Origin of the sequence: Streptomyces sp. NPDC007084, from assembly GCF_040703595.1 — a bacterium.
Lineage (GTDB): Bacteria > Actinomycetota > Actinomycetes > Streptomycetales > Streptomycetaceae > Streptomyces.
The window spans coordinates 1-23,553 of the sequence record NZ_JBEYFY010000058.1 but is presented as its reverse complement, the minus strand read 5'-3'; the positions used below and the strand labels follow the sequence as shown (position 1 = coordinate 23,553).

Sequence of the window (23,553 nt, the reverse complement as noted above, 5' to 3'; positions counted from 1 at the left end):
CACGGTTCCCGGACGATCGTCCGCGCATTCCGGATGATCGTCACGGTGTCCGCACCCGCCCTCCACGTCGCCGACGCGGACCGGCGGCGGAGGGCGACGACGGCGGCGGACGGTGGCGGCGGACGATGACGGCGGCGGCGGACGGTGACGGCGGCGGCGGAGGGCGGCAGCGGACCGGTGGCCGCCCGTCGGCCGACCCGTGGCCGACCGGTGGCCGACCGGTGGCCGCCCGTCGGCCGAGTCGTGGCCGTCCGTCGGCCCAGTCGTGGGCGTCCGTCGGCCGTCCGTCCGCCCGTCGGCCGGCCCTGGCCGAGTCGCGGCCGGGCCGCCCGGCGCGGGAGCCCCATCGTGTAGGAAGAGGCTGTCCGTCCCGGTGAAGCCTCACGGCATTCTCACGGCAAGGAGTACTCGTGTTCTCCCTCTTCCCGGCCCTGGTGAGCGGCTCGGTCGCGGACCGGTCCGCGCTGCGCTTCGGCGACCGGTCCCTGACGTACGCGGAACTCGCCGCCTCGGCGGGGGCGCTGGCCGCGCGGCTCGACGGGGCGGGGCGGGTCGCCGTGTGGGCGACCCCCACCCTGGAGACCGCCGTCGGGGTCGTCGCCGCGCTGCTCGCCGGCGTACCGGCCGTCCCGCTCAACCCGAAGTCGGGTGACGCGGAACTCGGGCACATCCTCGGCGACAGCGCCCCGTCCCTGGTGCTCGCCGCTCCGGGCGAGACCCTGCCCGGACCGCTGGCGGCCCTGCCCCGGATCGACGTCGAGGTCCCCGGCCCCCGGAGCGCCGACGCCTCCGCGGGCCCGCCCCCCTCGCTCCCCGCCGACGCGGCCGTGGGCACCGACCCCGGCGCCTACGCGTCCGGCGGTCCGGTCACCGACCCCGGCGCCTACGCGTCCGGCGGCCCGGTCACCGACCCCACCGCTCCCGCCCTCGTCGTGTACACCTCCGGGACCACGGGCCCGCCCAAGGGCGCCGTCATCCCGCGCCGGGCGGTCGCCGCCACGCTGGACGCGCTCGCCCACGCCTGGCGGTGGACCGGCGACGACGTGCTCGTGCACGCGCTGCCGCTGTTCCACGTGCACGGGCTGATCCTCGGTGTCCTCGGCCCGCTGCGGCGCGGCGGTTCGGTACGGCACCTCGGCCGGTTCGGCACCGAGGGCGTGGCCCGGGAGCTGAACGCGGGCGCGACCATGCTGTTCGGGGTGCCGACGATGTACCACCGGCTGGCCGAGGAACTCGACGGGAACCCGGAGCTGGCGGCGGCGCTCGGCCGGGCGCGGCTGCTCGTGTCGGGCTCGGCCGCGCTGCCGCTGCACGACCACGAGCGGATCACGGCCGCGACGGGCCGCCGGGTCGTCGAGCGGTACGGGATGACGGAGACCCTGATGAACACCAGTGTGCGCGCGGACGCGGAGGGCCGCCCCGGCACGGTGGGCGTGCCGCTGCCCGGTGTCGGACTGCGGCTGGTCGAGGAGGACGGGACGGTGATCGCCGGGTACGAGGCCGACGGCACCCCCACCGGCGCGTACGACGGGGTGAGCGTGGGCGAGATCCAGGTGCGCGGGCCGAACCTGTTCACCGAGTACCTGCACCGGCCCGACGCGACGGCCGCCGCCCACACCGCGGACGGCTGGTTCCGCACCGGCGACATGGCGGTCCTCGATCCCGACGGCGCCGTCCGGATCGTCGGCCGCAAGGCCACCGACCTGATCAAGAGCGGCGGTTACAAGATCGGCGCGGGTGAGATCGAGAACGCGCTCCTGGACCATCCCGGGGTGCGCGAGGCCGCCGTCGCCGCGGAGCCGGACGCCGACCTCGGGGAGCGGGTCGCCGCCTGGATCGTGCCCGCCGACCCGGACCGGCCGCCGGGCGCCGAGGAGCTGGCCGATCACGTGGCCCGCAGGCTGGCGCCGCACAAACGGCCGCGCACGGTGCGGTTCCTGGACGCGCTGCCCCGCAACGACATGGGCAAGATCCTCAAGCGGGAGCTGCCCCGTGACTGACCGTTTCCCGGCCCGCGAGGCCATCGCCCAGGTCACCGACAGTTTCGCCGAACTCCCCGCGCCCGAGGGGAAGTCCGGCCCGGACGGCCCGCTGGGCTGGGAGGGCTACGACGCGGCGCGGGAGCGGGCCGCCGGGCGCACCGGCGAGGAGGAGTCCGTGGTCTGCGGCACGGCGACGTTCGGGACGGCGAGCTTCGGCACGACGACCGACGGCCGGGAGCCGCTCGGCCCGGTCACCGCCGTCCTCGTCGCCTTCGAGTTCGGCTTCCTCGGCGGTTCCCTCGGCGAACGCACCGGCGCCCGCCTGGAGGCCGCGCACGCGCACGCCCGCGCCCATGGGCTGCCCGTCGTCTCGCTCGTCGCCACCGGCGGCAGCCGGATGCAGGAGGGGATGGTCGCGCTGACCCAGCTCCAGCGCGTGGCACGGCAGTCGGAGCTGACCCGGGAGGCGGGCCTGCCGCAGATCGCCGTGGTGCGGGATCCGACGACGGGCGGCGGCTGGGCCACGCTCGGCGCGGGCGCCGACATCACGTTGGCGCTGCCCGGGGCGCAGGTCGCCTTCGCCGGCTCCCGGGTGCGTCCGCCCGACGCGGACCCGGCCGCGTACACGGCCGAGGCGCAGCTCGCCGCCGGGTCGGTCGACGCGCTCGTCCCGCGCGAGCTGCTGCGCGAGACGCTCGCCCTGTGGCTCGACCTGCTCGCCACGCCGTCCGCCGAACCGGCGCCGGTACCGCCCGCGTTGGGCGCCACCGAGCCGCCCGGCACCGGCTGGGAGGCCGTGCGGCGCGCCCGCGACGCCGGGCGGCCCCGCGCGGACGCCTATCTGGACGCGTACTTCACCCGCCGGGCGACGATCGGCGGCGACCGCTGCGGCGGCACCGACGAGGGCATGGTGTGCGGGTTCGGCCGTACCCGTGAGGGGCGTACGGTCGCGTTCGCCGCCCAGCGCGGCACGGCGACCCGTCCCGCCGGGTACCGCGCCGCGGCCCGGCTGGTGCGGCTCGCGGGCCGGCTCGGCATCCCGGTGCTGACGCTGGTGGACACCCCGGGGGCGGCGAACGAAGCGGAGGCGGAGCGGCAGGGGGCGGGTCCGGCGATCGCGGACCTGTTCGCGGCGGTGGCCTCGGCGCGGACGCCGGTCACCACGCTGGTGATCGGAGAGGGCGGTTCGGGCGGGGCGCTGGCCCTGGCGGCGCCCGGCAACACATGGGCCACGCCGGACAGTTACTTCTCCGTCATCGCCCCGGAGGCGGCGGCCGCGATCCTGAAGCGGCCCGCCGACGAGGTCCGCGCGACCGCCGATCAGCTCCGCGTCCGGCCGCAGGACCTGCTGGACCTCGGCGTGATCCGGGGCATCGCGGAACCGTTCCGAGGGTGAGGGGGGAAGACGGCCGCCGGTTCCCCCCTCCCAAGGGGAACCGGCGGCCGCCGGTCAGCGCACGCCCACCGCGCGGATGATCTCCTGGGTGACCGTGCCGCCCTGGTCGTCCCGGGCGGAGGCTCTCAGCGAGATGAAGCCGGCGCCGCGCGGGACGGCCAACAGGCCCTTCCAGGAGGCCCGGTGGCCGAGGAGCGGCACCGTCTTCCAGGTCTTCCCGTCGTCGTAGGACACCTCCAGCTTCCCGGCGCCGATGGTGCCGGTGTCCGGGGCGCCCTTCACGTACTCGGCGGACAGGCCCACCGGGACGAGCCCGTGCCGGACGTCACCCTTGAGGTCGGTGTCGATGTCGAAACCGAGGTTGAGGAGCGGCAGGAAGGTGGAGCGGTCCTCGGGGGTGGCCGCCGAGCGGACGGTCCACGCGGTGTGCCCCTTGGTGGCGAGCTTCCAGCGCGCCGGGTCGAGGGCGGTGTCCGTGACGACCTGGTAGGTGTGCTCGTCGGCGGGCGCGTCCCACACGTACCCGGCGGAGCTGGTGCCCCGGTCGACGAGGACGCCGTCCTGGTAGACCGAGGTGGTCTGGGTCATGCCGGACTCCTCGCTCCACACGTCGCCGAAGCCGGTGTGGTCGGGCCCGGAGTCGCCCCAGCCGGGGGTGTTGAACTGGATCTGGTTGCCGCTGCGCTGCTGGCCCCAGCCGAGGCCGGTGCCGAGCCAGGGGTGCCAGACCGGCTTGAACCAGTCGAGGGTGGCGCGGCTGCCGCCCTTGTAGGGGACGAGCCCGCTGCGTTCCTCCAGTGTGCCGTCCCCGACGAAGGAGGACTCCGCCCAGGTCTGGCCGGGGCCGGTGGACACGTAGTCGGTGCGCTCGGCCGGGTAGTCGATCCGTTCCTGGAAGCCGAGGCCGATGGGGAAGGGCGCGGCGATCGAGTAGCGGAACTCGCTGCCCGCGACGGGCTTCACGGCGTGGAACCGGGCGTCGAGGACGGCCAGTTCACCCCGGCCGGGCCGGTAGGCGAGACCGCGGTCGGGGATCGCGTCGGCATAGCCCCGCGAAAGGTCGTACACGTAGGGCGTGTTGCGGGTGCCGGTCATGTCGACGGTCCGCGAGGAGCGCAGCCGCGCCGCGTCGGCGGTGTTCACGGTGGCGATCTGGAGCGGCCGGTCTGTGTAGTCGTCGGTGCCGAACCAGGCGTTGAGGCGGCCTCGCCCGCCGTCGGTGACGAACAGCGCCTTGGCGCCCGCGTCCTGGGCCGCCTGGGCGAGCGCGGCCGGGTCGGCGCCGGCGGCGAGGGTGGCGAGGACCGCCTTGCCGCGCACCCCGGTGAAGGGTCCGGTGCCGACGTCGACGAGGGGCAGCCGGCTACGGCCCTCGATGAGGGTGCCGCCGGGCTGGGCGAGCGCGTCCTCGACGCCCTTCACCTCGACGAGCGGCTTCCCGAGGCGCCACACGGTCCGGTAGGCGAAGCCGCCCTCGGTGACCTTGCGGGTCGGGGCCGCGAAGACGCTGTCGTACATCAGAGGCACCTGCACCGCGCCGAACAGGTCGGAGCCGCCGGCGGTGCGGTCGTACTCCATGATGAGCTGCCGGGTCGCGGTGCGCCGGTCCACCTGGGCGGAGATCTCGCGCAGCGTCCGCCCGTCCAGGGTGACCTCGCGGTCCCGGTCGAGGGTGATCTCGGGGGCGGCGAGGAAGCCGAGGCCGAGCGAGTCGGCGCCGTGGCTGCCGCGCACGTCGAGGAACGACGTCAGGCCGTACGTGCCCGGGGCGAGCCGCAGCTTCACGGTGCCGGACTCGCCCACGGACGCCGGGTAGGGGTCGGCGTCCGGGGCGAACCGCTGCACCGCGAGGTCGGCGGCGGCGGGCCTGCCGTCCCGGTCCTTGACGTGCACGGTGAGCGTGTACCGCTCCTCCTCTTTGACCAGTCCGAACGCGGTGTGCGCGACCGGCGTGCCGTCGGCGGAGGCGACGATCTGCCCGGAGGTGTCGCCGACCGGCGCCTTCGTTCCGTCGCCGGTGACCGTGGTGGCGGCGGTGCCGTGCGCGGGCACCGTCAGGGTGGTGTCGGCGAGGGTGACGACACCCTCGCCGGCCCCCTCGGCGGCGAGCGTCAGCCGCACCGCCGCGTCGGAGGAGTTGGTGTAGGTCAGCGTCTTGGTGACCGGCTTGTCGTCGTCGTAGGGCCAGGCGTGGAAGCCGAGGTCGGCGCTGCCGGTGGCGGTGATCCGCGCGCCGGTCGCGTCCGGGACGCTCACCCGGCCCGCGCCCAACTGGTAGACGGAGGCGTCGAGCCGCTTCGACGTGGACATCAGCGCGTCCTTGAGCTGCGCGCCGGTCCAGTCGGGGTGCTTCTGGGCGAGCAGCGCGGCCACGCCCGCCACATGCGGGGTCGCCATCGACGTACCGCTCATGGCCGTGTACGGGCCGCTGCCGTCCACCAGGGTCGAGCGGGCGGCGAGGATGTCGACGCCGGGGGCGGACAGGTCGGGCTTGAGGGCGTTGTCGCCGTAGCGGGGGCCCGCGCTGGTGAAGTAGGCGGCCTCGTCGGCGGAGTCGACGGCGCCGATGGTCAGCGCGGAGTCGGCGGCGCCGGGCGAGCCGATGGAGGAGCGGGCGCCGGTGTTGCCGGCGGCGATGACGAAGAGGGCGCCGGTCTCCCGGGAGAGGCTGTCGACGGCCAGGGCCATCGGGTCGGTGCCGTCACTGGCCTCGGTCGAGCCGAGGCTCATCGAGATCACCTTGGCGCGCACGTCGCGGGCGGCCCACTCCATGCCGGCGATGATCTGCGAGTCGCTGCCGGAGCCCTCGTCGCTGAGCACCTTGCCGACGGCGAGCGTGGTGTCGGGGGCGACGCCCTTCTCCTTGCCGTCGGAGGCGGCGCCGCTGCCGCCGACGGTGGAGGTGACGTGCGTGCCGTGCCCGTTGCGGTCGGCGACCTCCTGCCCGTCGATGAAGCTCTTGGTCCGCGTGACCCGGCCGGCCAGATCGGGGTGACTCGTGTCGACGCCGGTGTCGAGGACGGCGACGGTCACGCCCTTGCCGGTGAGCCCGGCCTGCCAGGCCTCGGGGGTGCCGATCTGCGCGTTGCTCTCGGCCATGTCGGCCTTGACGCGTCCGTCGAGCCAGACCTTGCCGATGCCGTCCTGGCGGGTCACCGCCTTCCAGAACGTCCGGCCCTTGTCGGCCTCCACGGCGGCGCCCCGGATGCTGGGCAGCGCCCTGGTCCGCTCGGCCCCGGCGGGGATCGCGGCCCGCGCCTTCGCGTCGTAGGTGACGATCAGCGGCAGCTCGTCGGTCTTGCGGTCGGTGAGCCCCTGGCGTATCAGCTCGCTCACGTCGAACAGCCGCCGGTCGAGGGTGCCCGCCCGCAGATACGGCAGCGCCTCGTCGGGTACGACGGTGACGGCGCCGTTCGCCACCTGGGTGCGGACCGCTCCGGTGGCGCCCCGGGGCCGTGCCACGGACACCGTCTTCTTGCCGCCGCCGACGTCGGTGACGGTCACCTTGTCGCCGGTCACGAGGGTGACGGTCTGCGCCGCCGCGGCGGCCCGCGCGGGGGCCGGGCCGCCGGTGCCGCCTGCCGCCGGGGCGTCGAGGGCGCCCGCGCGTCCCATGGGGAGCAGGGCGAGCACGAGCCCGGCCGACAGCAGCGCCGCCGGACGTCTCGCTGGTCCTCTGGTCATCGGTGCCCTCTCTTCGTCGCCGTACCGCGCCGGACGGGGGGTGGTGCCCGGGGCTTGCGAAGAGTGTCGGGGGGCTTGTGTTGCGGGGGTGTTGACGGGACCTGGCGGGAAGGCGCCCTGGCGGCTTCCCGCCAGGACAGGCCGGTACGAGGGGCAGAAACGGGACAGAGCTTGGGGGGCGGGGGGCAGTCCCTTCGAGGTCGGGGGCTGCCCCGGGGGCCGAGGCCGGCGGGCGGCGCGGGCGCCGGTGAGGTGTCACCGGCGGCGGGTGGACGTCACGTCGGCCGGTGGACCACACCGACGACACAGACGACACAGGTGGCAAGTGAATGTCACCAGTGGCAGGTGAATGTCACCGGTGGCCGGTGGTCGGTGGACGTCAGCGGTGACCGGTGGCCGTCAGCGGGCTGTGGCCGATGCCCGGCCGTCAGCGGGCTGAGGCGGGTGCCCGGTCGGTCCCGGTGACGGGTTGTCACGTGGGCCGACGCGACCGGCCCGGTTCCCGGCCGCCGCGACCACGCGTCTTCCCTGACGAGCCGTCACCCACCCGCCCCGCTCGGCGCGCTCCCCGGACGCCCCCGCCCCGCCCCGCCACCGGAGCCGTACGTGCGAGCCGGACGCGTACGAGGCCCACCCGGCGGCCAACCGAACAGCCACCCCCGTCCCTTGTACGGCCCCCTTGTACGGCCGCCCCGTAAACCCGTAAGACCACCCGTCCAGCGGCACCCCGCCCGGCCCCCCACAAAGGGCGGCCGGCGCCCGGGGCGCCGAGGATGCGAGGAGAGGACCGCCGCCCGGCGGAGCCCCACACGGTCTGCGCTCTCGGGAGGACCTGCCATGACCGCCAGTCTGGAGCAGTTGCGCCGCTGCCACTTCGCCGTCGACCTGGGCGCCGCGAGGACCCGGGTGTACGTGAAGGGCGCGGGTCTGGTCGTCGACCAGCCGAGCGTCGCGGCGATCAACACGAAGACGGGCGCGCTGATCGCGGTCGGCGAGTTCGCGGAGAAGATGACGGGCCGTACGCCCGACTACATCCGGGTCGTGCGCCCGGTGTCCGGCGGGACCGTGGTCGACATCGACATGGCCCAGCGGATGCTGCGTCACCTCCTGGGCGACAAGGTCCGCCGCGCGCTGCGCCGCAAGCCCCGGCTGCGGGCGGCGGCCTGCACCCCGCACGACGCCGACCCGCTGGCGCAGCGTGCCGCGATCGAGACGCTGGTCGGGCTGGGGGCCCGGCGGGTCGAGCTGGTGGACACGCTGATCGCCGCCGCGGTCGGCTGCGGACTGCCCGTCGAACGCCCCGAGGCCACCATGATCATGGTGTGCGGGGCGGCGGCCACCCAGCTCGCCGTGCTGTCGCTGGGGTCGATCGTGACGGCCGAGCGCATTCCGGTGGGCGGCGAGGCAGTCGACCACGCGATCGTCCAGCACCTGCGCCACCAGCACGAGTTGATGCTGCCGAGCCAGGCCGTACGGCCCTTGCAGCTCGCCCTCTCCGGCAACGGACTCACCCCGCACGGGCCGGCCCTCACCGAGATCCACGGGCGGGACGTCGCCACCGGCCTCGCCCGTTCCGTACAGGTCGACACCGCCGCCGTGCGCGACGCGATCCAGACGCCGCTGACGGCCGTGCTCGACGGCATCGGCAAGGTGCTGCGCTCCTGCCCGCCCGACCTGGTGGCCGACCTCGCCGACCGGGGGATCATGATGGTCGGCGGCAGCGCGCTGCTCCCCGGCCTGGACCAGATGCTGCGGCAGGCCACGGGCATGCCGGTGCACATCGCCGAACGGCCGGACGTGTGCGCGGTCCAGGGGCTCGGCTACATGCTGGAGGGCAAGATCGAGCCGCTGGTCCTGGACCCGCTGGCCGGCTGAGGCAGCGGCGCTCCCGGGGTCTCGGATGACCGGTCCCGCTCACGTACCCGGCGGCGGGTCCGATCCGCTTCCCGACGGCGGGTCCGATCCGCTTCCCGGCCTGCCGCCCCTGCTCGAAGCGGTCCTGCGGGTCGGCACCGACCTCGAACTGCGCGCCACGCTCCAGCGGATCGTGGACGCGGCGGCGGAACTGACCGGCGCGCGGTACGCGACCCTCGGCACCCCGGACCCGTCCCGCGACGGCGAGGTGCACATCCACACCACGTCCTCACCCGGCTCACCCCCGGCCCAGGACACAGCGCCCGATGACCCGCCGCCCGGCATCGGCCCCCTCTCCGCCCCCGGCGCCCGCCTCGACGTCCCCCTCCGGGTCGGCGACGAGGTGTTCGGCAACCTCCGGCTCGCGGACCGGGCCGGCGGGCCGTTCGGCCGGGACGACGAGCAGGTGGTGCGGCTGCTCGCCGCGCAGGCCGGGATCGCCATCGCCAACGCCCGGCTGTACGAGTCGGCCCGGCAGCGGGAGCGCTGGATCGAAGGGGCCGCCGCCGTCACCACGGCCCTGCTCACCGGGGAGAGCGCGGACGACGCGCTGCTGACGGTCGCCGAGCGGGCCCGGCTCCTCGCGGGCGCGGCGGCGGGCGTGATCCTCCAGCCCACCCCACAGGGCGGCATGGAGATCGTGGCCGCCTCCGCGCACCGGGACCCGGACTGCATCGTCGGCACCACGATCGCCCCCGGCAGCCCGGTCCTCGAACAACTCTTCGGCGGGGAGCCGGTGTTCATCGACGACTCGGCGACCGACCCGCGCATGACGACGCCGGTACGGTCCCGGTTCGGGCCGAGCATGATGCTGCCGCTCCAGACCGAGGGCCGGCTCATCGGCACGCTGGCCCTGCCCCGGGCGCGGGGCGACCGCCCGTACAGCGGGGTCGAACGGCTGCTGGCCACCCAGTTCGCCTCGCAGGCCGCGCTCGCCCTGGTCCTCGCCGGTGCCCGGCACAGCCGGGAACGGCTCGCGGTCTACGAGGACCGCGACCGTATCGCCCGCGACCTGCACGATCTGGTCGTCCAGCGCCTGTTCGCGACCGGCATGATGCTGGAGTCCACACTCCGCCGGAGCCGCGCCGACGAGACGGGGGCGGCGGATGCGGCGGATGCGGCTGGGGCAGCCTCCGGAGCTGGGGACGGCGGGGGCGAGACCGGCAACGGCGGCCCTGGCGACGGGAACGGCGACGGCAACACCGACACCGGCACCGGCACCGACGGCGATGGCGATGGTGAAGAGGCCGTCCGGGTCACGCTCGGGCACGCCGTGGACGAGTTGCAGTCCACCATCCAGGAGGTCCGCACCGCGATCTTCGCCCTCCAGCAGCCGCCCGCCGACGCGCCGGCCACCTTCCGGGGCAAGGTGCTGCGCGAGACGGCGGGCGCGGGAGCGGTGCTCGGGTTCCAGCCGTCCGCCCGGTTCACCGGCCCGGTCGAGGACCGGGTCCCGGAGCCGGTCGCCGGACATCTCGTCGCCGCCCTGCGCCGCGCCCTGGCCGCCGCCTCCCGGCGCGCCGGGATCTCCCGGATCGAGGTCGCCGTCGACGCCACGGTCACCCTGCCGGACGGCCGGCCCGCCGTGCGGCTCACCGTCCGGGACGACGCCCCGCGAGCCGGCGGCGCCCCGGACACCCCGTTCACCTGGCAGTCACCCCTGTGAGAACCCGGCACCCGCCGAACTGACGTCTCCCCCGCCGGCCCCGTGCCGGCACCACCGATGGGGATTCATCCGGCCGGCCGCGCTCCCATTGCGTAAATCACCCCGGGAGACTAAGTCTTGAATCGCGGAAGTATAGGCCGGGCGTTGCATCCGACTGGTACTCTCCGCCCGATAGCAGCCCCTCAAGCGAAAAGACCTCACATGAACCTTCCGGTGACGCAGGCGCCGCACCACACCGCCTCTTCCAGGCCGATGCGCCGGCCGCACACCCCCCTGTCGGCGATCGATCCGCTCGGGACCGCCGCCGTGAGGTCCGCCGGACGAGTGACGGACATCCCCGGACGCCGCCCGGCCAGGCCGATCACTTTCGACTCGGCTCTCTGAGGTTCCCCCGCCACACCCAGCGCTTTTGTCCGGGCGCGTCCGGCCCCACCCCGCCGGATGCGCCCGTACGTGTGCCCCGGACGCCTCAACAGGCCTTGTGGATCAAGGAGTTGGCGGTACGGAGGGCGCGCCCGCGGTATTACGCTTCACCGGGTGAAGCTCCAGCAACTCGTCCTCAAGATCCACAGCCGGTGCGACCTGGCCTGTGATCACTGTTATGTGTACGAGCATGCCGACCAGAGCTGGAAAAGCCGGCCCACCTTGATTTCCGAGGAAACGCTCGGAAAAGTGGCCCGGCGTTTCGCGGACTATGCCAGGGAAGAGAAACTCTCTTCGGTTTCCGTGATCCTTCACGGTGGCGAACCCCTTCTCGTGGGTCCCGCCCGTATGAGAAACATCTGTGCGGAACTCGACCGTGTCATCACCCCGGTGACCGCACTCGATCTCAGAATTCACACGAACGGCGTCCGACTGAACACCCGTTATCTCGATGTGTTCAAGGAATTCGACGTCAAGGTCAGCATCTCGCTCGACGGCGACCGCGCCGCGAACGACCGGCACCGGCGCGACCGGCGGGGCCGCAGCAGCCACGAGCGGGTGCTGCGCGCGATCGAGCTGCTGCGCACACCCGAGTACCGGCACCTCTACAGCGGTCTGCTGTGCACGGTGGACGTGGCCAACGATCCGGTCGCGGTGCACGACGCGCTGGCCACCCTGCACCCGCCCCGCGTCGACTATCTGCTGCCGCACTCCACCTGGGACAGCCCGCCGCCCCGGCCGGACGGCTCCCCCACCGCGTACGCCGACTGGCTGCTGAAGATCTTCGACCGCTGGGACGAGCAGGGCCGCAGCGTCGGGGTGCGGACCTTCGAGTCGGTCCTGAGCACCCTGCGGGGCGGCCCCCCGCTGACCGAGGCGATGGGACTCGCGCCGAGCGACCTCGCGGTGGTGGAGACCGACGGCAGCTTCGAACAGGCCGACAGCCTGAAGACGGCATACGACGGCGCCCCGTCCACCGGTTACGACGTCGACGGGCACACCTTCGCCGAGTTCGCCCGGCACCCCGGGGTGCGCGCCCGGCAACTGGGCCTCGCCGGGGTCAGCGCGACCTGCCGGCGCTGCCCGGTGATCGAGTCGTGCGGCGGCGGCCTGTACGCGCACCGGTACAGCACCGGCCACGGCTTCGCGAACCCGAGCGTCTTCTGCGCGGACCTGAAGGCCTTCGTGGACGGGGTCGCCGAGCGCATCACCGACCACACCCTGAGCCCCGCCGTCCGCGACCGCCACGAACTCGGTTACGCGCAGGGCGAGCTGGTCCGCACCCTGGTCCCGGTCGTGACCGCCCGGCACACCGGCGAGCCCGGCTGGGACGCGGTGTGGCGGGCGTTTCTGGCACTCGACGGCGACCCCGCGACCGCCCCGTACGTCGACGAGATCCTCGCCCACCCCTATCTGCACACCGCGCTGAACCACTGCCTGCACGGCCGGCTCACCGAACCGGCGCCACTGGCCCGCGCGATCACCGCCGCGGCCCTACGCGCCGGCGCCGACCTCACGCTCTCCTGGGACCAGCCCGACCGCGACCTCCACCTGCCCACCCTGGGCACCCTCCGCCTCCCCGGGGCGGGCCCCGTCGACGTCTCGGTGACCGCCGGTGAACTGCGGGTCCGCACCCGGGCCGGCACCGTGTCCTTTCCCGGCGACGAGCACACCTCCTGGCGTCCGCTGCGCACGGCCGCGGTCGCGGGCGGCGGCCTGCTGCTCCTGGACGACGCCGACCCGCTCCGCGACTGCTACCCGGTGCCGGTCGCCGCGCCGCTCGGCCCCAGCGACCTCGCGATGTTCACCAAACGGCTGCGCGGCGCCTACGAGTTGCTGGCGGAACAGGACCCCGGCGAGCGGTCCGGCGGCAACGCGCCAACCCTGACCACCGTCACCCCGCTCGCCGCCGGAACGGGTGTGCGGCTCGGCGCGCACGGGCTCGGCGCGATCGGTCTGGCCGTGGACTTCGAGCCGGAGGACCTGGTCCGCGAACTCCCCCGCGCCGGACGGCTGGCCCGGCTCCGGGCGCTGCGCGAGACGGCCGATCTGAACGTGCCGGGCAACCGGGCCGGCCGGCTGCTGGACGAGGCGAGCGGCGAGCTGGGCAACGCCGCCTACTGGGCGGACGAGCACGGCGAGCGGGACGCAGCCCTGGAGCGCGCGGGCCGCGCCCTCGACCTGCTGGCGGCCCGCCCCGCCGGTGAACTCACCGCGACGGGAGCGGTGTTGGCGGCCGAACTGCGCGCCGATCTGAAACAGGCGCGGACCAAGACACAGACGCGGACACAGGCGCACGTCACGCGAGCCGGGCAGGCCAGCGACCATGACTGACAGCTCCGCGACCACACGTGAGGCGGACCAACTCGCCTCCGACTTATCCCAGTTGGGGATTTCCCGGGGCGGTGTCCTCCTGGCGCACGCCTCCCTCGGCGGCAGCGGGCTGCGGGCCGAGCGACTCCGGGACGCGCTGCTCACCGCACTCGGGCCCGACGGCACACTCGTGGTGCCCGCGTTCACGCCGGAGAACTCCTTCACCTCACGGACCTACAAGGAGCTGACCGCGGGGATGTCCGCGCAGCGGGAGGCGGCGTTCCGCGCGTCCCGGCCGCCGTTCGACCCCGCGCGGACCCCCTGCCCGACGATGGGCGTGTTCGCGCAGTGCGTCCGGACCACCCCGGGCGCGGTGCGCAGCATCCATCCGCACACCTCGTTCGCCGGACTGGGCGCGCGGGCGGCCGAGTTGCTGGCCTGGCACGACCCGCGCTGCCATCTCGGCGAGGAGTCCCCGCTCGGCGCGCTCTACGCGGCAAACGCCCAAGTCCTGCTGTTCCGGGTGGGGTTCGAGGTGTGCAGCGCGTTCCACCTCGCCGAGTACCGGCTGCGTCCGGCGCCGCCGCCGCGCTCGTACTCCGCCGTCCTGGACGAGCCCGGCCGCTGGGTCGCGTACGAGGACATCACCCTGTACGACGGTGACTTCGGGGTGATCGGGGGGCGGCTGCCGCGTGATCTCACGGCGGAGCGGGAAATGGCGGGGAGAACGGTGCGGCTCTTCGGGATGCGGGAGGCCGTCGACCTGGCCGGGGTGCAGATGTCTGGATATCGCAGGGGATTGACGTGAAAGAGGCGACCCGTGCGGGGGCCCGGTCGGGAAGATGGTGGATTCCGGCCAGGTGACCATCCCCTAGGGGTCTCCTCCACAGGCAGGGGGGCGCGTGGACATACCTGAACGGGCATCGGACAACCGGCCGTACTTCTTTCTGAGTTACGCCCACACACCGGCCTGGGGGCCCGGCGGCGGGGACCCGGACCACTGGGTGCAGGTCCTCTTCACGGACCTGTGCGACCACATCATGGCGCTCACCGACCTGCCCGCCGGGGTGCCCGCCGGGTTCATGGACCGGGAGATGCGGTCCGGTGACGGCTGGCCGGAGAAACTCAGCGAGAACCTCGCCAACTGCCGGGTGTTCGTGCCGCTGTTCTCGCCGCGGTACTTCACCAGTGAGAGTTGCGGCCGGGAATGGTTCGCGTTCAACGAACGTATTCTGCGGGCGCGGGCCACCGGCAGCGGCGCCGTGCAGGCGATCGTGCCGGCCCTGTGGACGCATATCGACTACGCCCAACTCCCGGATTCCGTACGGCACATCCATGTGGACCACGCGCAGTTCGGGGACCGTTACGCGGCCAACGGGATCTACGGTCTGATCAAGCTGAACCGGCTGCGCGACGAGTACGAGGAGACCGTGCTCGGTCTCGCCCAGCGGATCGTGCAGATCGCCCAGGAGTCCCCGCTGCCGTCCAGCAGACCGCGGCCCTACGAGAGCACGCCGAGCGCGTTCAAGCCGCGCGGGGAGGGCCCCCGGCGCATCCATCTGACGGTGGCGGCGCCCACCCGGCACACCATCCCCGAGCACCGGGACGCCCGCCCGTACGGCGAGGACGCCCAGGACTGGAACCCGTACCACTCGGAGTCCACCCGGTCGCTGCCCTCGCTCGCCGAGGAACTCATCCGCTCCCTCGACTACCGGATCACGGTGTCCTCGTTCGACGACGACACCACCGACGACGATCTCGGCGCGGACGACACCGAGAAGGGCGGGCCGAGCCATCCGGGCATCCTGCTCATCGACCGGTGGGCGCTCACCGACGAGGAACGGGCCCGCAGGCTCAAGGCGTTCGACGCCCGGGCCCGGCCCTGGATCAGCGCCGTCGTGCCGTGGAACCGGACCGACATCCAGTGCCACGGCGAGGAGGGCCGCCGGCTCGCGGCGGAACTCGAACGGACGCTGCCGCTCATCCTCGACCGGGGCAGACGCGCCGACTCCCGGGTCGCCGTCAACGGCGTCCCCACGCTGAAGGCATTCACCGACGTACTCCCCGTCGTCGTCGCGCACGCGACCCGGCAGTACCTCAAGCACGCCGAGGCGCATCCGCCCGCGGGCCCGGCCGTCCGCCGGCCCCGTCTGATGGGCCCCATCCACCCGCCGCGGCCCGACGGCGGATCCGACCACGGAGGAGAAGACGCATGACGGCCGTGCAGGACGGACGGATCATCACCTTCTACTCGTACAAGGGAGGCACGGGCCGCACCATGGCCCTGGCCAACACGGCCTGGATTCTCGCCGCGAACGGCAAGCGCGTCCTCGCCGTCGACTGGGACCTGGAGGCCCCCGGCCTGCACCGCTTCTTCCACCCCTTCCTCGACCCCAACGCGCTGGCCGCCACCACCGGCGTCATCGACATCATCAACGAGTACGCGTGGGCCGCGACCACCGGAACCCAGCGCTCCGGCGAGTGGCACCGGGACTACGCGCGCGTCGAGCAGCACGCCATCTCGCTGACGCCCGAACGCCTCGGGCTGCGCTTCCAGGAGGGCGGCTCGCTCGACTTCCTCTCCGCCGGACGCCAGGACCGCTCGTACTCGGCGAGCGTGTCCTCCTTCGAGTGGGACAACTTCTACGAGCGGCTCGGCGGCGGCCTCTTCCTCGACGCCCTGCGCGACGACATGCGGGCCTCCTACGACTACGTCCTCATCGACAGCCGCACCGGTCTCTCCGACAACGCCGACATCTGCACCATCCAGATGCCGGACGTGCTGGTGGACTGCTTCACGCTCAGCGACCAGTCCCTCGACGGCGCGGCGGCCGTCGCCCGCAGCGTCGAGGACGGCTACCGCAAGCGGCCGATCCGGGTCCTGCCGGTGCCGATGCGCATCGACGAGGGCGAGAAGGAGAAGGTGGACGCCGGCCGGGCGCTGGCCCGCCTGAAGTTCGAGGGCCTGCCCAAGGGGCTCGGCGGGGAGGAGCTGGCCGGCGAGGAGCTGACCGCCTACTGGGGCGCCGTCGAGATCCCGTACCGCCCCTACTACGCCTACGAGGAGACGCTCGCGACCGTCGGCGACGAGAGCGGTATCGCCAACTCGCTGCTGTCCGCGTTCGAGCGGCTGACCGCGGTCATCACGGACGGCACGGTCACCGCGCTGCCGGCGGTGCCGGAGCCGGTGCGGCTGCGCTGCCGGGACGCGTTCCTCAGGCGGCGGCCGATCTCGACCGCCGCCGACGTGGTGATCGCGTACACGGCGGAGAACCGTGTGTGGGCCGACTGGATCGAGTCGCTCCTCAAGCGGGCCGGCTGCCGTGTCACCCCGCACGACATCGCGTCCGGCCCGGTCGACCGCCCGGACCCGGCGACCCGCACCCTCGTGCTGCTGTCCAAGGCATTCCGCAAGTCCCGGCACGCCGACCCGGTGTGGCGCGGCCTGACCGACGCCGAGGACGAGACCGGGCACGACACCCCGCACGGCGGTGTCGTCCCGGTCCGGGTGGACGAGGTGCACCTGCCGCAGTCCTACCTCGACCGCAATCCGGTCGACCTGCACCGGCTCGACGAGTCCCAGTGCGTCGGCGCGCTCCTCGGCGCCCTGGAACTGCCCGGCCGGCCCGTCGAACCCGGGGCGGCGGGACCCCGCTTCCCGGGCAGCACCCCGGCCATCTGGAGCGCGCCGCAGCGCAACAACACCTTCACCGGCCGCGATGTCATCCTCGACCGGGTCCGCGACCAGCTCGGCGGCGGCATCTCCGTCGTCCTGCCGCAGCCGCAGGCCCTCTACGGACTCGGCGGCGTCGGCAAGACACAGGTGGCGCTGGAGTACGTGCACCGGTTCATGGCCGACTACGACCTGGTGTGGTGGATCTCCGCCGAGGACCCCGGCAACGTCGTCTCCTCGCTCGCCGAACTCGCCGCCCGTATCGGCGCGCCCGGCGGCGAGGACATCAACCTGGCCAGCCAGGAAGCCGTGCAGATGCTGGCCCGCGGGGCGCCGACCAAGCGGTGGATCCTGGTCTTCGACAACGCCGACGACCCGGCCCGGCTCACCCGCTTCTTCCCGGCCGGGGGCGGCGGCCACATCCTCGTCACCTCCCGCAACCAGGCGTGGGCGCAGCAGGGCGCCTCGCTGCCCATCGACGTGTTCCTGCGCGAGGAGAGCGTCGAACACCTCACCCGGCGGGCCTCCGGGCTGACCGCCGAGGAGGCCGACCGGGTGGCGACCGCGGTGGGCGACCTGCCGCTGGCCGTCGAGCAGGCGGCGGCCTGGCTCGCGGAGACGGCCACCCCGATCGAGGAGTACCTGCGCCAGCTTGCCGAGCAGACCACCGAGGTACTGGACCTCAACCAGCCCGTCGACTACCCGCAGACGGTCGCCGCGACCTGGAACATCTCGATAGCCCGGCTGCGGGAACGCTCCCCGGCGTCCGTACGGCTGCTCCAGCTCTGCGCGTTCCTGGCCGCCGAGCCGATCTCCTCGCACCTCCTCTACAGCAAGGAGATGATCGACGCGCTCAGGCCCTACGACCCGGCCCTCCAGGAGAGTCTGCTGCTCGGCCGGGTCATCCGGGAGATCGGCCGGTTCGCGCTCGCCAAGGTCGACCAGGTCAGCAACAGCATCCAGGTGCACCGGCTGGTGCAGGCCGTGATCCGCTCACAGCTCACCGAGGAGGAGCAGCGGCAGGCCCGGCACGTGGTGCACACGGTCCTCGCGGGCTGCCGGCCCGACGGCGACGAACCGATCGACGACCCGGAGACCTGGCCGCGCTTCGCGGTCATCTGGCCGCACCTGGCCGCCTCCGACGCCCGCAACTGCACCGACGCGGCCACCCGCAGGCTGCTCATCGACCGCGTCCGCTACCTGTGGAAGCGCGGTGAGTTCTCCGGGGCGCAGGCACTCGCCGAGGACCTCCTCGGGCACTGGGAGCCGCTGCTCGGCGAGGACGACGTCCAGTTCCTCTACCTGCGCTGCCAGCTCGGCAACGTCCTGCGCTCCCAGGGGCGTTACGTGGAGGCCCGCGACATCAACACCGAACTCCTGGAACGCCAGCAGCGGGTGCTCGGGCCCACCCACCCGCACACCTACGTCACCATGTCCGGCCTCGCCAGCGACCTCGCGGCGCTGGGCGTGTACGAGTCGGCGGTGGAGTTCGCGCGCGAGGCGCACGAGGGGTTCCGGCAAATCTTCCACGAGTCCCACCGGCGCACCCTCAGCGCCGCCAACAACCTGGCGCTCGCGCTGCGCATGGTCGGCCGGTACGGGGAGGCCCGCGTCCTCGACCAGGAGACCTTCGACCGCCGTACCGAGGTCCTCGGCCCCGACCACCCGTACACACTCGCCTCGGCGGCCCGTCTGGGCCGTGACCTGCGCGAGGTCGGCCGCTACGGCGAGTCGGTGTCCCTGCTCTCGCGCGCGTACGACGCCCACAAGCGCATCCTCGGCAAGGACTTCCCCGGCACGCTGAGCTGCGCCAAGTCCCTCGCCGTGTCGCTGCGGCGGGCCGGCGAGTTCGAGGACGCCCGCCGGCTCACGACGGCGACCCGCGCGCAGTACCGGCAGCAGTACGAGGCACCGACCCCGGACTCGCTGGCCTGCGACCTGAACATGGCGGCCGACCTGTTCGCCGCGGACGAGCGGGAGGCGGCGCGCGAGGTGGCCCGGGAGGCGCTCACCGAGTACATGAAGGTGCCGGGCGAGGCCCATCCGTACACCCAGGCGGCGCTGAACAACCTGGGGATCTTCCACTGGGGCTGCGGTGACGCGGAGGAGGCGGAGAAGGTGTTCCGCAAGGTGCTGCGGCGGATGGGCGAGGTGCTGGGCGAGAAGCATCCGCACACCCTGTTCACCGGCGTCAACTACGCCAACGTGCTCGCCGACCAGGGCCGGCTGGAGGAGGCGCGCGAGCTGGAGGAGAAGGCGGTCGTGACCCTCCGTACGGTGCTCGGCCCGCACCACCCGGAGACCCTGGCCGTCATCGCCAACGCGGGCCTCACGCTCGCCGCGCTGGGCCGCCCGGAGGAGGCCCGCCGCATGCGCGACGAGGCGCTCGCCGAACTGCGCGCCCTCCTGGGCGAGGAAAACGGCCTGACCCGCGTCGCCACGGACGACCGCCGCGTCTACCGGGACTTGGAGCCGCTGGCGGTGTGAGGGCGGGGGGCCCGGGGGGGGCGTTCGGCTTCCGGGGGGGCGGGCGTTCGGTTCCGGGGGCGCTTCGGTGCCGGTGGTGCCGGTGGTGCGCCCGCGCCCCTCTGCGCGCGCCGCTGCGCCGGGCGCAGGGCTGGTGACGGGGCGCCTTGGGGCCGCTCGACGGGGTGGCTCGACGAGGGTGGCTCGACGAGTGGGGCTGCCGTCGCCCGCCGGCTTCCGCACCGGGGCGGGGCGGATGTCGTACGGCCGGGTGTTCCCCACGCGTACGGACCCCGCCGAGCGGGGCGCCCCGGACGGAACAGGCCCCGGCGATCGGGCACTTGATCGCACCGCCCACCGCAACCGCCCGTCGAACCGGCCCTCGGGACGAGAAGGCCCTCAGGACGAGGCGACGGAGGCCACCGCGCACGGGCGGCCCGGGGAAGCACCCGGGGCGAGGGCGGTGGCGGGAGCGGCCGCGCCCCAGGCGGTCGGGCGGGTGCGGCGGCCGGCGGGCCAAGCCGGGGGGTCCGCCAGGAGCCAGGCCAGCACTTTGGGGAGGGCCCGCAGCGCGGCGAAGTGGGCGGCGGCGGGTTCGAGCACCGCGACCGCGCGGGGAATCCGGGCGGCCATCCACGAGGAGTGCGACGCCGGCGAGAACACGTCCTTCACTCCGTGCCACAGCAGCACCGGCACCCGGATGTCGGCGGGCTCGAAGCCCCAGTTCCCGGTGAGGGCCAGCGCGTCGTCGATCCAGCCGTACGGTGAAGTCCGCAGCGCCTCGCGGTAGTTGCGCAGCAGCATCGAGCGGATGGTGTTGTCGGAGACGATCTTCCGGTCGTCGGCGGTGAGTTCGGGCCGCAGGTCCTCCAACAGGCGTACCGGGTCGCGCCGGATGGCGGCGGAGCGCGGGATCAGCCGTGCCGTGAAGCGGTCCGGGTCGGTGAACGCGGTCCGGAACTCGTTGACGTTCGAGGGCGCCATCCCGGCGAACCAGTCGAGCCCCTCGGCGCCGCGCGGGGCGAGCCCGACCAGCGCGGCGGCCCGGGTCACCCGGTGGGGCATCAGCGCGGCGCAGGCGAGCGCGTGCGGGGCGCCCCCGGAGCGGCCGGCCACGGCGAACCGCTCGACGCCGAGGGCGTCCGCGATGGCCGTGACGTCCCGGACGACGTCGACGACGCGCCGTCCCGGGAGCCGGTCCGATCCCCCGTAGCCGGGGCGGTCGTAGCTGATCAGCCGGGTGCCGCGCTGGTACAGGAACATGGACCGGGGCCGTGGCCCGACCCGGCTGCCGGGCATGCCGTGCAGCAGGAACACCGGGCGTCCCCGTGGGTCCCCCGAGATCTCGACGCGCAGCAACCGCCCGTCCGCCGAACGCACATGGTCACGCACAGCGCTCCCCCTCCCTCGGTCCGCACGGACCGGGACAGACGCTGCCGGGTGCCTGCCCGCCCGGATGTACGACGAAACGAGTTGGCTGGTCAACCTGACCACCAGTTCAAGCCAGGAACGACGGTACGGGCTCCGGGCGGGAGCGGGAGGAGAAGAACGGGGGCAGAAGAGGAGCACGGGGTCGGGGCCGGTCCCCGGGGTGACGCGGGGTCGGCACGGCGGGACGCTTCCCGGCAGGGCCGGGGGCGGGTCGGGTCAGTACGGCAGGACGCGCCCCGACGGGGTCCTGCGGTCGATGGGCATCTCGCGCGGTGCGGCGGGCCGGCGGCTGACGCGAATCCGGATCTGACGGTTCATGACCCCTCCTCATGACTGACGATCCTTCGCGTCCTCCGACGCGCTTAGACGCATGGTGCCCACAGATGACCCCGCCTACCCTCCCGACAGGATCTTCCTCCACACCCCTTCGCTTCCGGCACCCCACAAGTGCCCGGGGAACACAGCCCGTTCCTGCCGGTCACCCGGCCGGATGGGCATCCCGGCCGGACCGGCAACCCGGCCGGACGGGCATCCCGGCCGGGCGGGTCAGTCCACGGCTCACCGTGGCCGCTGCCCGTCCCGGTATCCGGCGGTCTCAGGACGTCGTCGGCTGCCGCATGCCCAGGAGGAGCAAGTCGATCAGACGGCGCGGGTCGTAGCGGGGGTCGTGGTCGGGCACGATGCAGAGGTTGCCGATGCCGCGCATGAGTTCGTAGGGCTGGACCCCCGCGCGGATCTCCCCCGCCCGCACCGCGGCGTCGAGCAGTTCCTCGGCCACGGGCAGCAGACGCTCCAGGAAGAACGTGTGCAGCGCGCCGAAGCCGCTGCTGTCGGGCTGTGCCGAATGGGCCAGTCCGTGCTTGGTGACCAGGAAGTCGACGAAGAGGTCGATCCACTGCCGCAGTGCCTCCAGCGGCGAGTCGGTGTCCGCGAGCAACCGCGGGCCGGCCTCGGCGCACTCCTCCACCTGGTGGCGGAAGACGGCGACGACGAGGTCCACCCGGGTGGGGAAGTGACGGTAGACGGTCCCCATACCGACACCGGCCCTGGCCGCGACCTCGCGGACCGGCGCGTCGACGCCCGATTCCACGAACACCTCGGCGGCCGCCGCGAGCAGCTTCTGCCGACTGCGCACCGCGTCGGCCCGCGTGCTCCGAGCCGCGTCCGACGTGCTGCGAGCCGCGTCCGATGAGGGCTTGCCCGCTGGAGACACCACTACGTCCTTCCCTCCGCCGCCGAGCCGGGACGGCGCTCCGTTTGATATCCGGAACGCCGTTCCGTATCGTAAAAGGAGCAACGTTCCGATTTGATTCCAGCTTAGCCGATCAGGGCACGCGATACGCGCGGTGGCCACCCTCGACGCCGAGGGCCCACCGGGACCTTCACCGACGCCAACGGCTCCGCTCCCTGCTCCCCGCTCGCTACTCCCCACTCCCCCGCTCCCCCGCTCCCCCGCTGACCGCCGACCGTGAACCCATCAACCGACCGCTCGACGACCGCGAGGAAGACCATGCACATTCTTGTCACCGGTGCCACCGGATGGATCGGCTCCGCTCTCGTCCCCCAGCTCATCGCCGCCGGCCACCGAGTCACCGCGACGACGCGGTCCGACACCGCCGCCGACGCGGTGCGGGCACTGGGCGCCGAGCCCGTCCGGGGAGATCTGCGGGACCCCGACTCGCTGCGCCGTGCCGCCGAGGCGAGCGGCGGGGTGATCCACCTCGCCTACCGCCACGACGTGGCGTTCACCACGGACCCGGCCGGCGCGGCCGAGACGGAGTACAAGGCCGTGACCGCGATGGGCGAAGCCCTGGCCGGGACACAGCGGCCGTTCGTCATCGCCGTTGGCCTCGCGGGTCTCCCCGAGGGCCGGGTGGCAGCGGAAACCGACCACGCGGTCGCGCACGGTCCGGCGGGCAAACGCGTCGAGGCAGTCGACCATGTCCTCGGTCTCGCCGAGCACGGGGTGCGATCAGCCGTTGTCCGCCTTCCCCCGACGGTCCACGGCACCGGCGACACCGGGTTCGTCCCCCAGCTCATCACGCTGGCCCGCCGGACCGGGCAGTCGGCCTACGTGGGCGCGGGCGACAATCGCTGGCCCGCGGTGCACCGCGATGACGCCGCGACCCTGTTCCGGCTCGCCGCCGAAAGGGCAGCCCCCGGCACGGTCCTGCACGCAGCCGCCGAGGAAGGCGTGGCCTTCCGCCACATCGCCGAGGCAATCGCGGCCGTCCTCGGCGTCCCTGCGAGGTCACTCGACGCAGACGCGGCGTCCGACCACTTCGGCGGGTTCGCACGGCTCGCCGGCGGAGACTTCCCCGCGTCCAGCACGCTCACGCGCGAGCGCCTCGGCTGGACCCCGGCCGGACCGGGCCTGCTCGCCGAACTCGCCGAACTCGCCGAACTCGCCGAACTCGCCGCGGGCGACTACCCCGCCTGACACCACCGAAAGCCGTACCGCGACGACGAGACCGGCCGCGGACACTGCCCGTGCTGTCACGCGACGCCGACGAGTTCCTTGCGCAGTACCGGCAGTACCTCGCTGCCGACGAGGTCGATCACGTTGTGGATCTTGGATTCGGGCATTCCGCCGAAGTCGAAGCCG

At 73.7% G+C, this 23,553-nt stretch carries 12 protein-coding genes; 9 read left to right on the top strand and 3 right to left on the bottom strand.

Features of this window, described 5'->3' with window-relative positions:
- Positions 1–410: 410 nt before the first annotated feature.
- Both AB0912_RS30090 and AB0912_RS30085 read left to right on the top strand, forming a co-directional pair.
- Positions 411–2,000 (top strand): acyl-CoA synthetase, encoded by a 1,590-nt coding sequence (locus AB0912_RS30090; RefSeq protein WP_366705360.1) that lies wholly within the window; start codon positions 411–413, stop codon positions 1,998–2,000.
- Positions 1,993–3,378: a carboxyl transferase domain-containing protein gene (locus AB0912_RS30085; RefSeq protein WP_366705358.1), complete on the top strand. Its 1,386-nt coding sequence runs from the start codon at positions 1,993–1,995 to the stop codon at positions 3,376–3,378. Before AB0912_RS30090 ends, AB0912_RS30085 begins: the two co-directional genes overlap by 8 nt.
- A 54-nt stretch (positions 3,379–3,432) precedes the next feature.
- On the opposite strand, the gene AB0912_RS30080 is transcribed toward AB0912_RS30085, so the two are convergent.
- On the bottom strand, positions 3,433–7,062 hold the full coding sequence (locus AB0912_RS30080; RefSeq protein WP_366705356.1) for a S8 family serine peptidase: 3,630 nt from the start codon (positions 7,060–7,062) through the stop codon (positions 3,433–3,435).
- An 837-nt stretch (positions 7,063–7,899) separates the two neighbouring features.
- Between AB0912_RS30080 and AB0912_RS30075 the strand changes: the two genes are divergently transcribed.
- The 6 genes from AB0912_RS30075 to fxsT all read left to right on the top strand — a co-directional run bounded on the left by AB0912_RS30075 (position 7,900) and on the right by fxsT (position 19,538).
- On the top strand, positions 7,900–8,937 hold the full coding sequence (locus tag AB0912_RS30075) for a rod shape-determining protein (RefSeq protein WP_366705354.1): 1,038 nt from the start codon (positions 7,900–7,902) through the stop codon (positions 8,935–8,937).
- A gap of 25 nt (positions 8,938–8,962) precedes the next feature.
- The gene (locus AB0912_RS30070) at positions 8,963–10,642 is read left to right on the top strand and encodes a GAF domain-containing protein (RefSeq protein ID WP_366705352.1); all 1,680 of its coding nucleotides are present in this window, start codon (positions 8,963–8,965) and stop codon (positions 10,640–10,642) included.
- 537 nt (positions 10,643–11,179) lie between these two features.
- Positions 11,180–13,399 carry a radical SAM/SPASM protein FxsB, inactivated metallohydrolase extension form gene (gene fxsB / locus AB0912_RS30065; RefSeq protein WP_366705350.1) on the top strand — a complete coding sequence of 740 codons (2,220 nt, stop codon included), beginning with the start codon at positions 11,180–11,182 and terminating at the stop codon, positions 13,397–13,399.
- Entirely contained in the window at positions 13,392–14,186 is a 795-nt protein-coding gene (locus AB0912_RS30060) for an AAC(3) family N-acetyltransferase (RefSeq protein ID WP_366705348.1), read from the top strand. Before fxsB ends, AB0912_RS30060 begins: the two co-directional genes overlap by 8 nt.
- Positions 14,187–14,280: 94 nt before the next feature.
- Positions 14,281–15,594 (top strand): TIR-like protein FxsC, encoded by a 1,314-nt coding sequence (locus AB0912_RS30055; RefSeq protein ID WP_366705346.1) that lies wholly within the window; start codon positions 14,281–14,283, stop codon positions 15,592–15,594.
- Entirely contained in the window at positions 15,591–19,538 is a 3,948-nt protein-coding gene (gene fxsT, locus AB0912_RS30050; RefSeq protein ID WP_366705344.1) for an FxSxx-COOH system tetratricopeptide repeat protein, read from the top strand. Before AB0912_RS30055 ends, fxsT begins: the two co-directional genes overlap by 4 nt.
- 378 nt (positions 19,539–19,916) lie before the next feature.
- On the opposite strand, the gene AB0912_RS30045 is transcribed toward fxsT, so the two are convergent.
- Together AB0912_RS30045 and AB0912_RS30040 are read right to left on the bottom strand one after the other, a co-directional pair.
- Positions 19,917–20,909: an alpha/beta hydrolase gene (locus AB0912_RS30045; protein WP_366705342.1), complete on the bottom strand. Its 993-nt coding sequence runs from the start codon at positions 20,907–20,909 to the stop codon at positions 19,917–19,919.
- A gap of 634 nt (positions 20,910–21,543) precedes the next feature.
- Positions 21,544–22,164: a TetR family transcriptional regulator gene (locus tag AB0912_RS30040; protein WP_366705340.1), complete on the bottom strand. Its 621-nt coding sequence runs from the start codon at positions 22,162–22,164 to the stop codon at positions 21,544–21,546.
- 294 nt (positions 22,165–22,458) lie between these two features.
- On the opposite strand from AB0912_RS30040, the gene AB0912_RS30035 reads away from it, so the two are divergent.
- A complete protein-coding gene (locus tag AB0912_RS30035; RefSeq protein ID WP_366705338.1) occupies positions 22,459–23,388 on the top strand; it encodes an SDR family oxidoreductase in 930 nt (309 codons plus the stop codon).
- Positions 23,389–23,553 lie beyond the last annotated feature (165 nt).

Coding starts and splice junctions, on each gene's coding strand:
- AB0912_RS30080 (WP_366705356.1), bottom strand. CDS start 7,062: ATGACCAGAGGACCAGCGAGACGTCCGGCGGCGCTGCTGTCGGCCGGG.
- AB0912_RS30075 (WP_366705354.1), top strand. CDS start 7,900: ATGACCGCCAGTCTGGAGCAGTTGCGCCGCTGCCACTTCGCCGTCGAC.
- AB0912_RS30070 (WP_366705352.1), top strand. CDS start 8,963: ATGACCGGTCCCGCTCACGTACCCGGCGGCGGGTCCGATCCGCTTCCC.
- AB0912_RS30060 (WP_366705348.1), top strand. CDS start 13,392: ATGACTGACAGCTCCGCGACCACACGTGAGGCGGACCAACTCGCCTCC.
- fxsT (WP_366705344.1), top strand. CDS start 15,591: ATGACGGCCGTGCAGGACGGACGGATCATCACCTTCTACTCGTACAAG.
- AB0912_RS30035 (WP_366705338.1), top strand. CDS start 22,459: ATGCACATTCTTGTCACCGGTGCCACCGGATGGATCGGCTCCGCTCTC.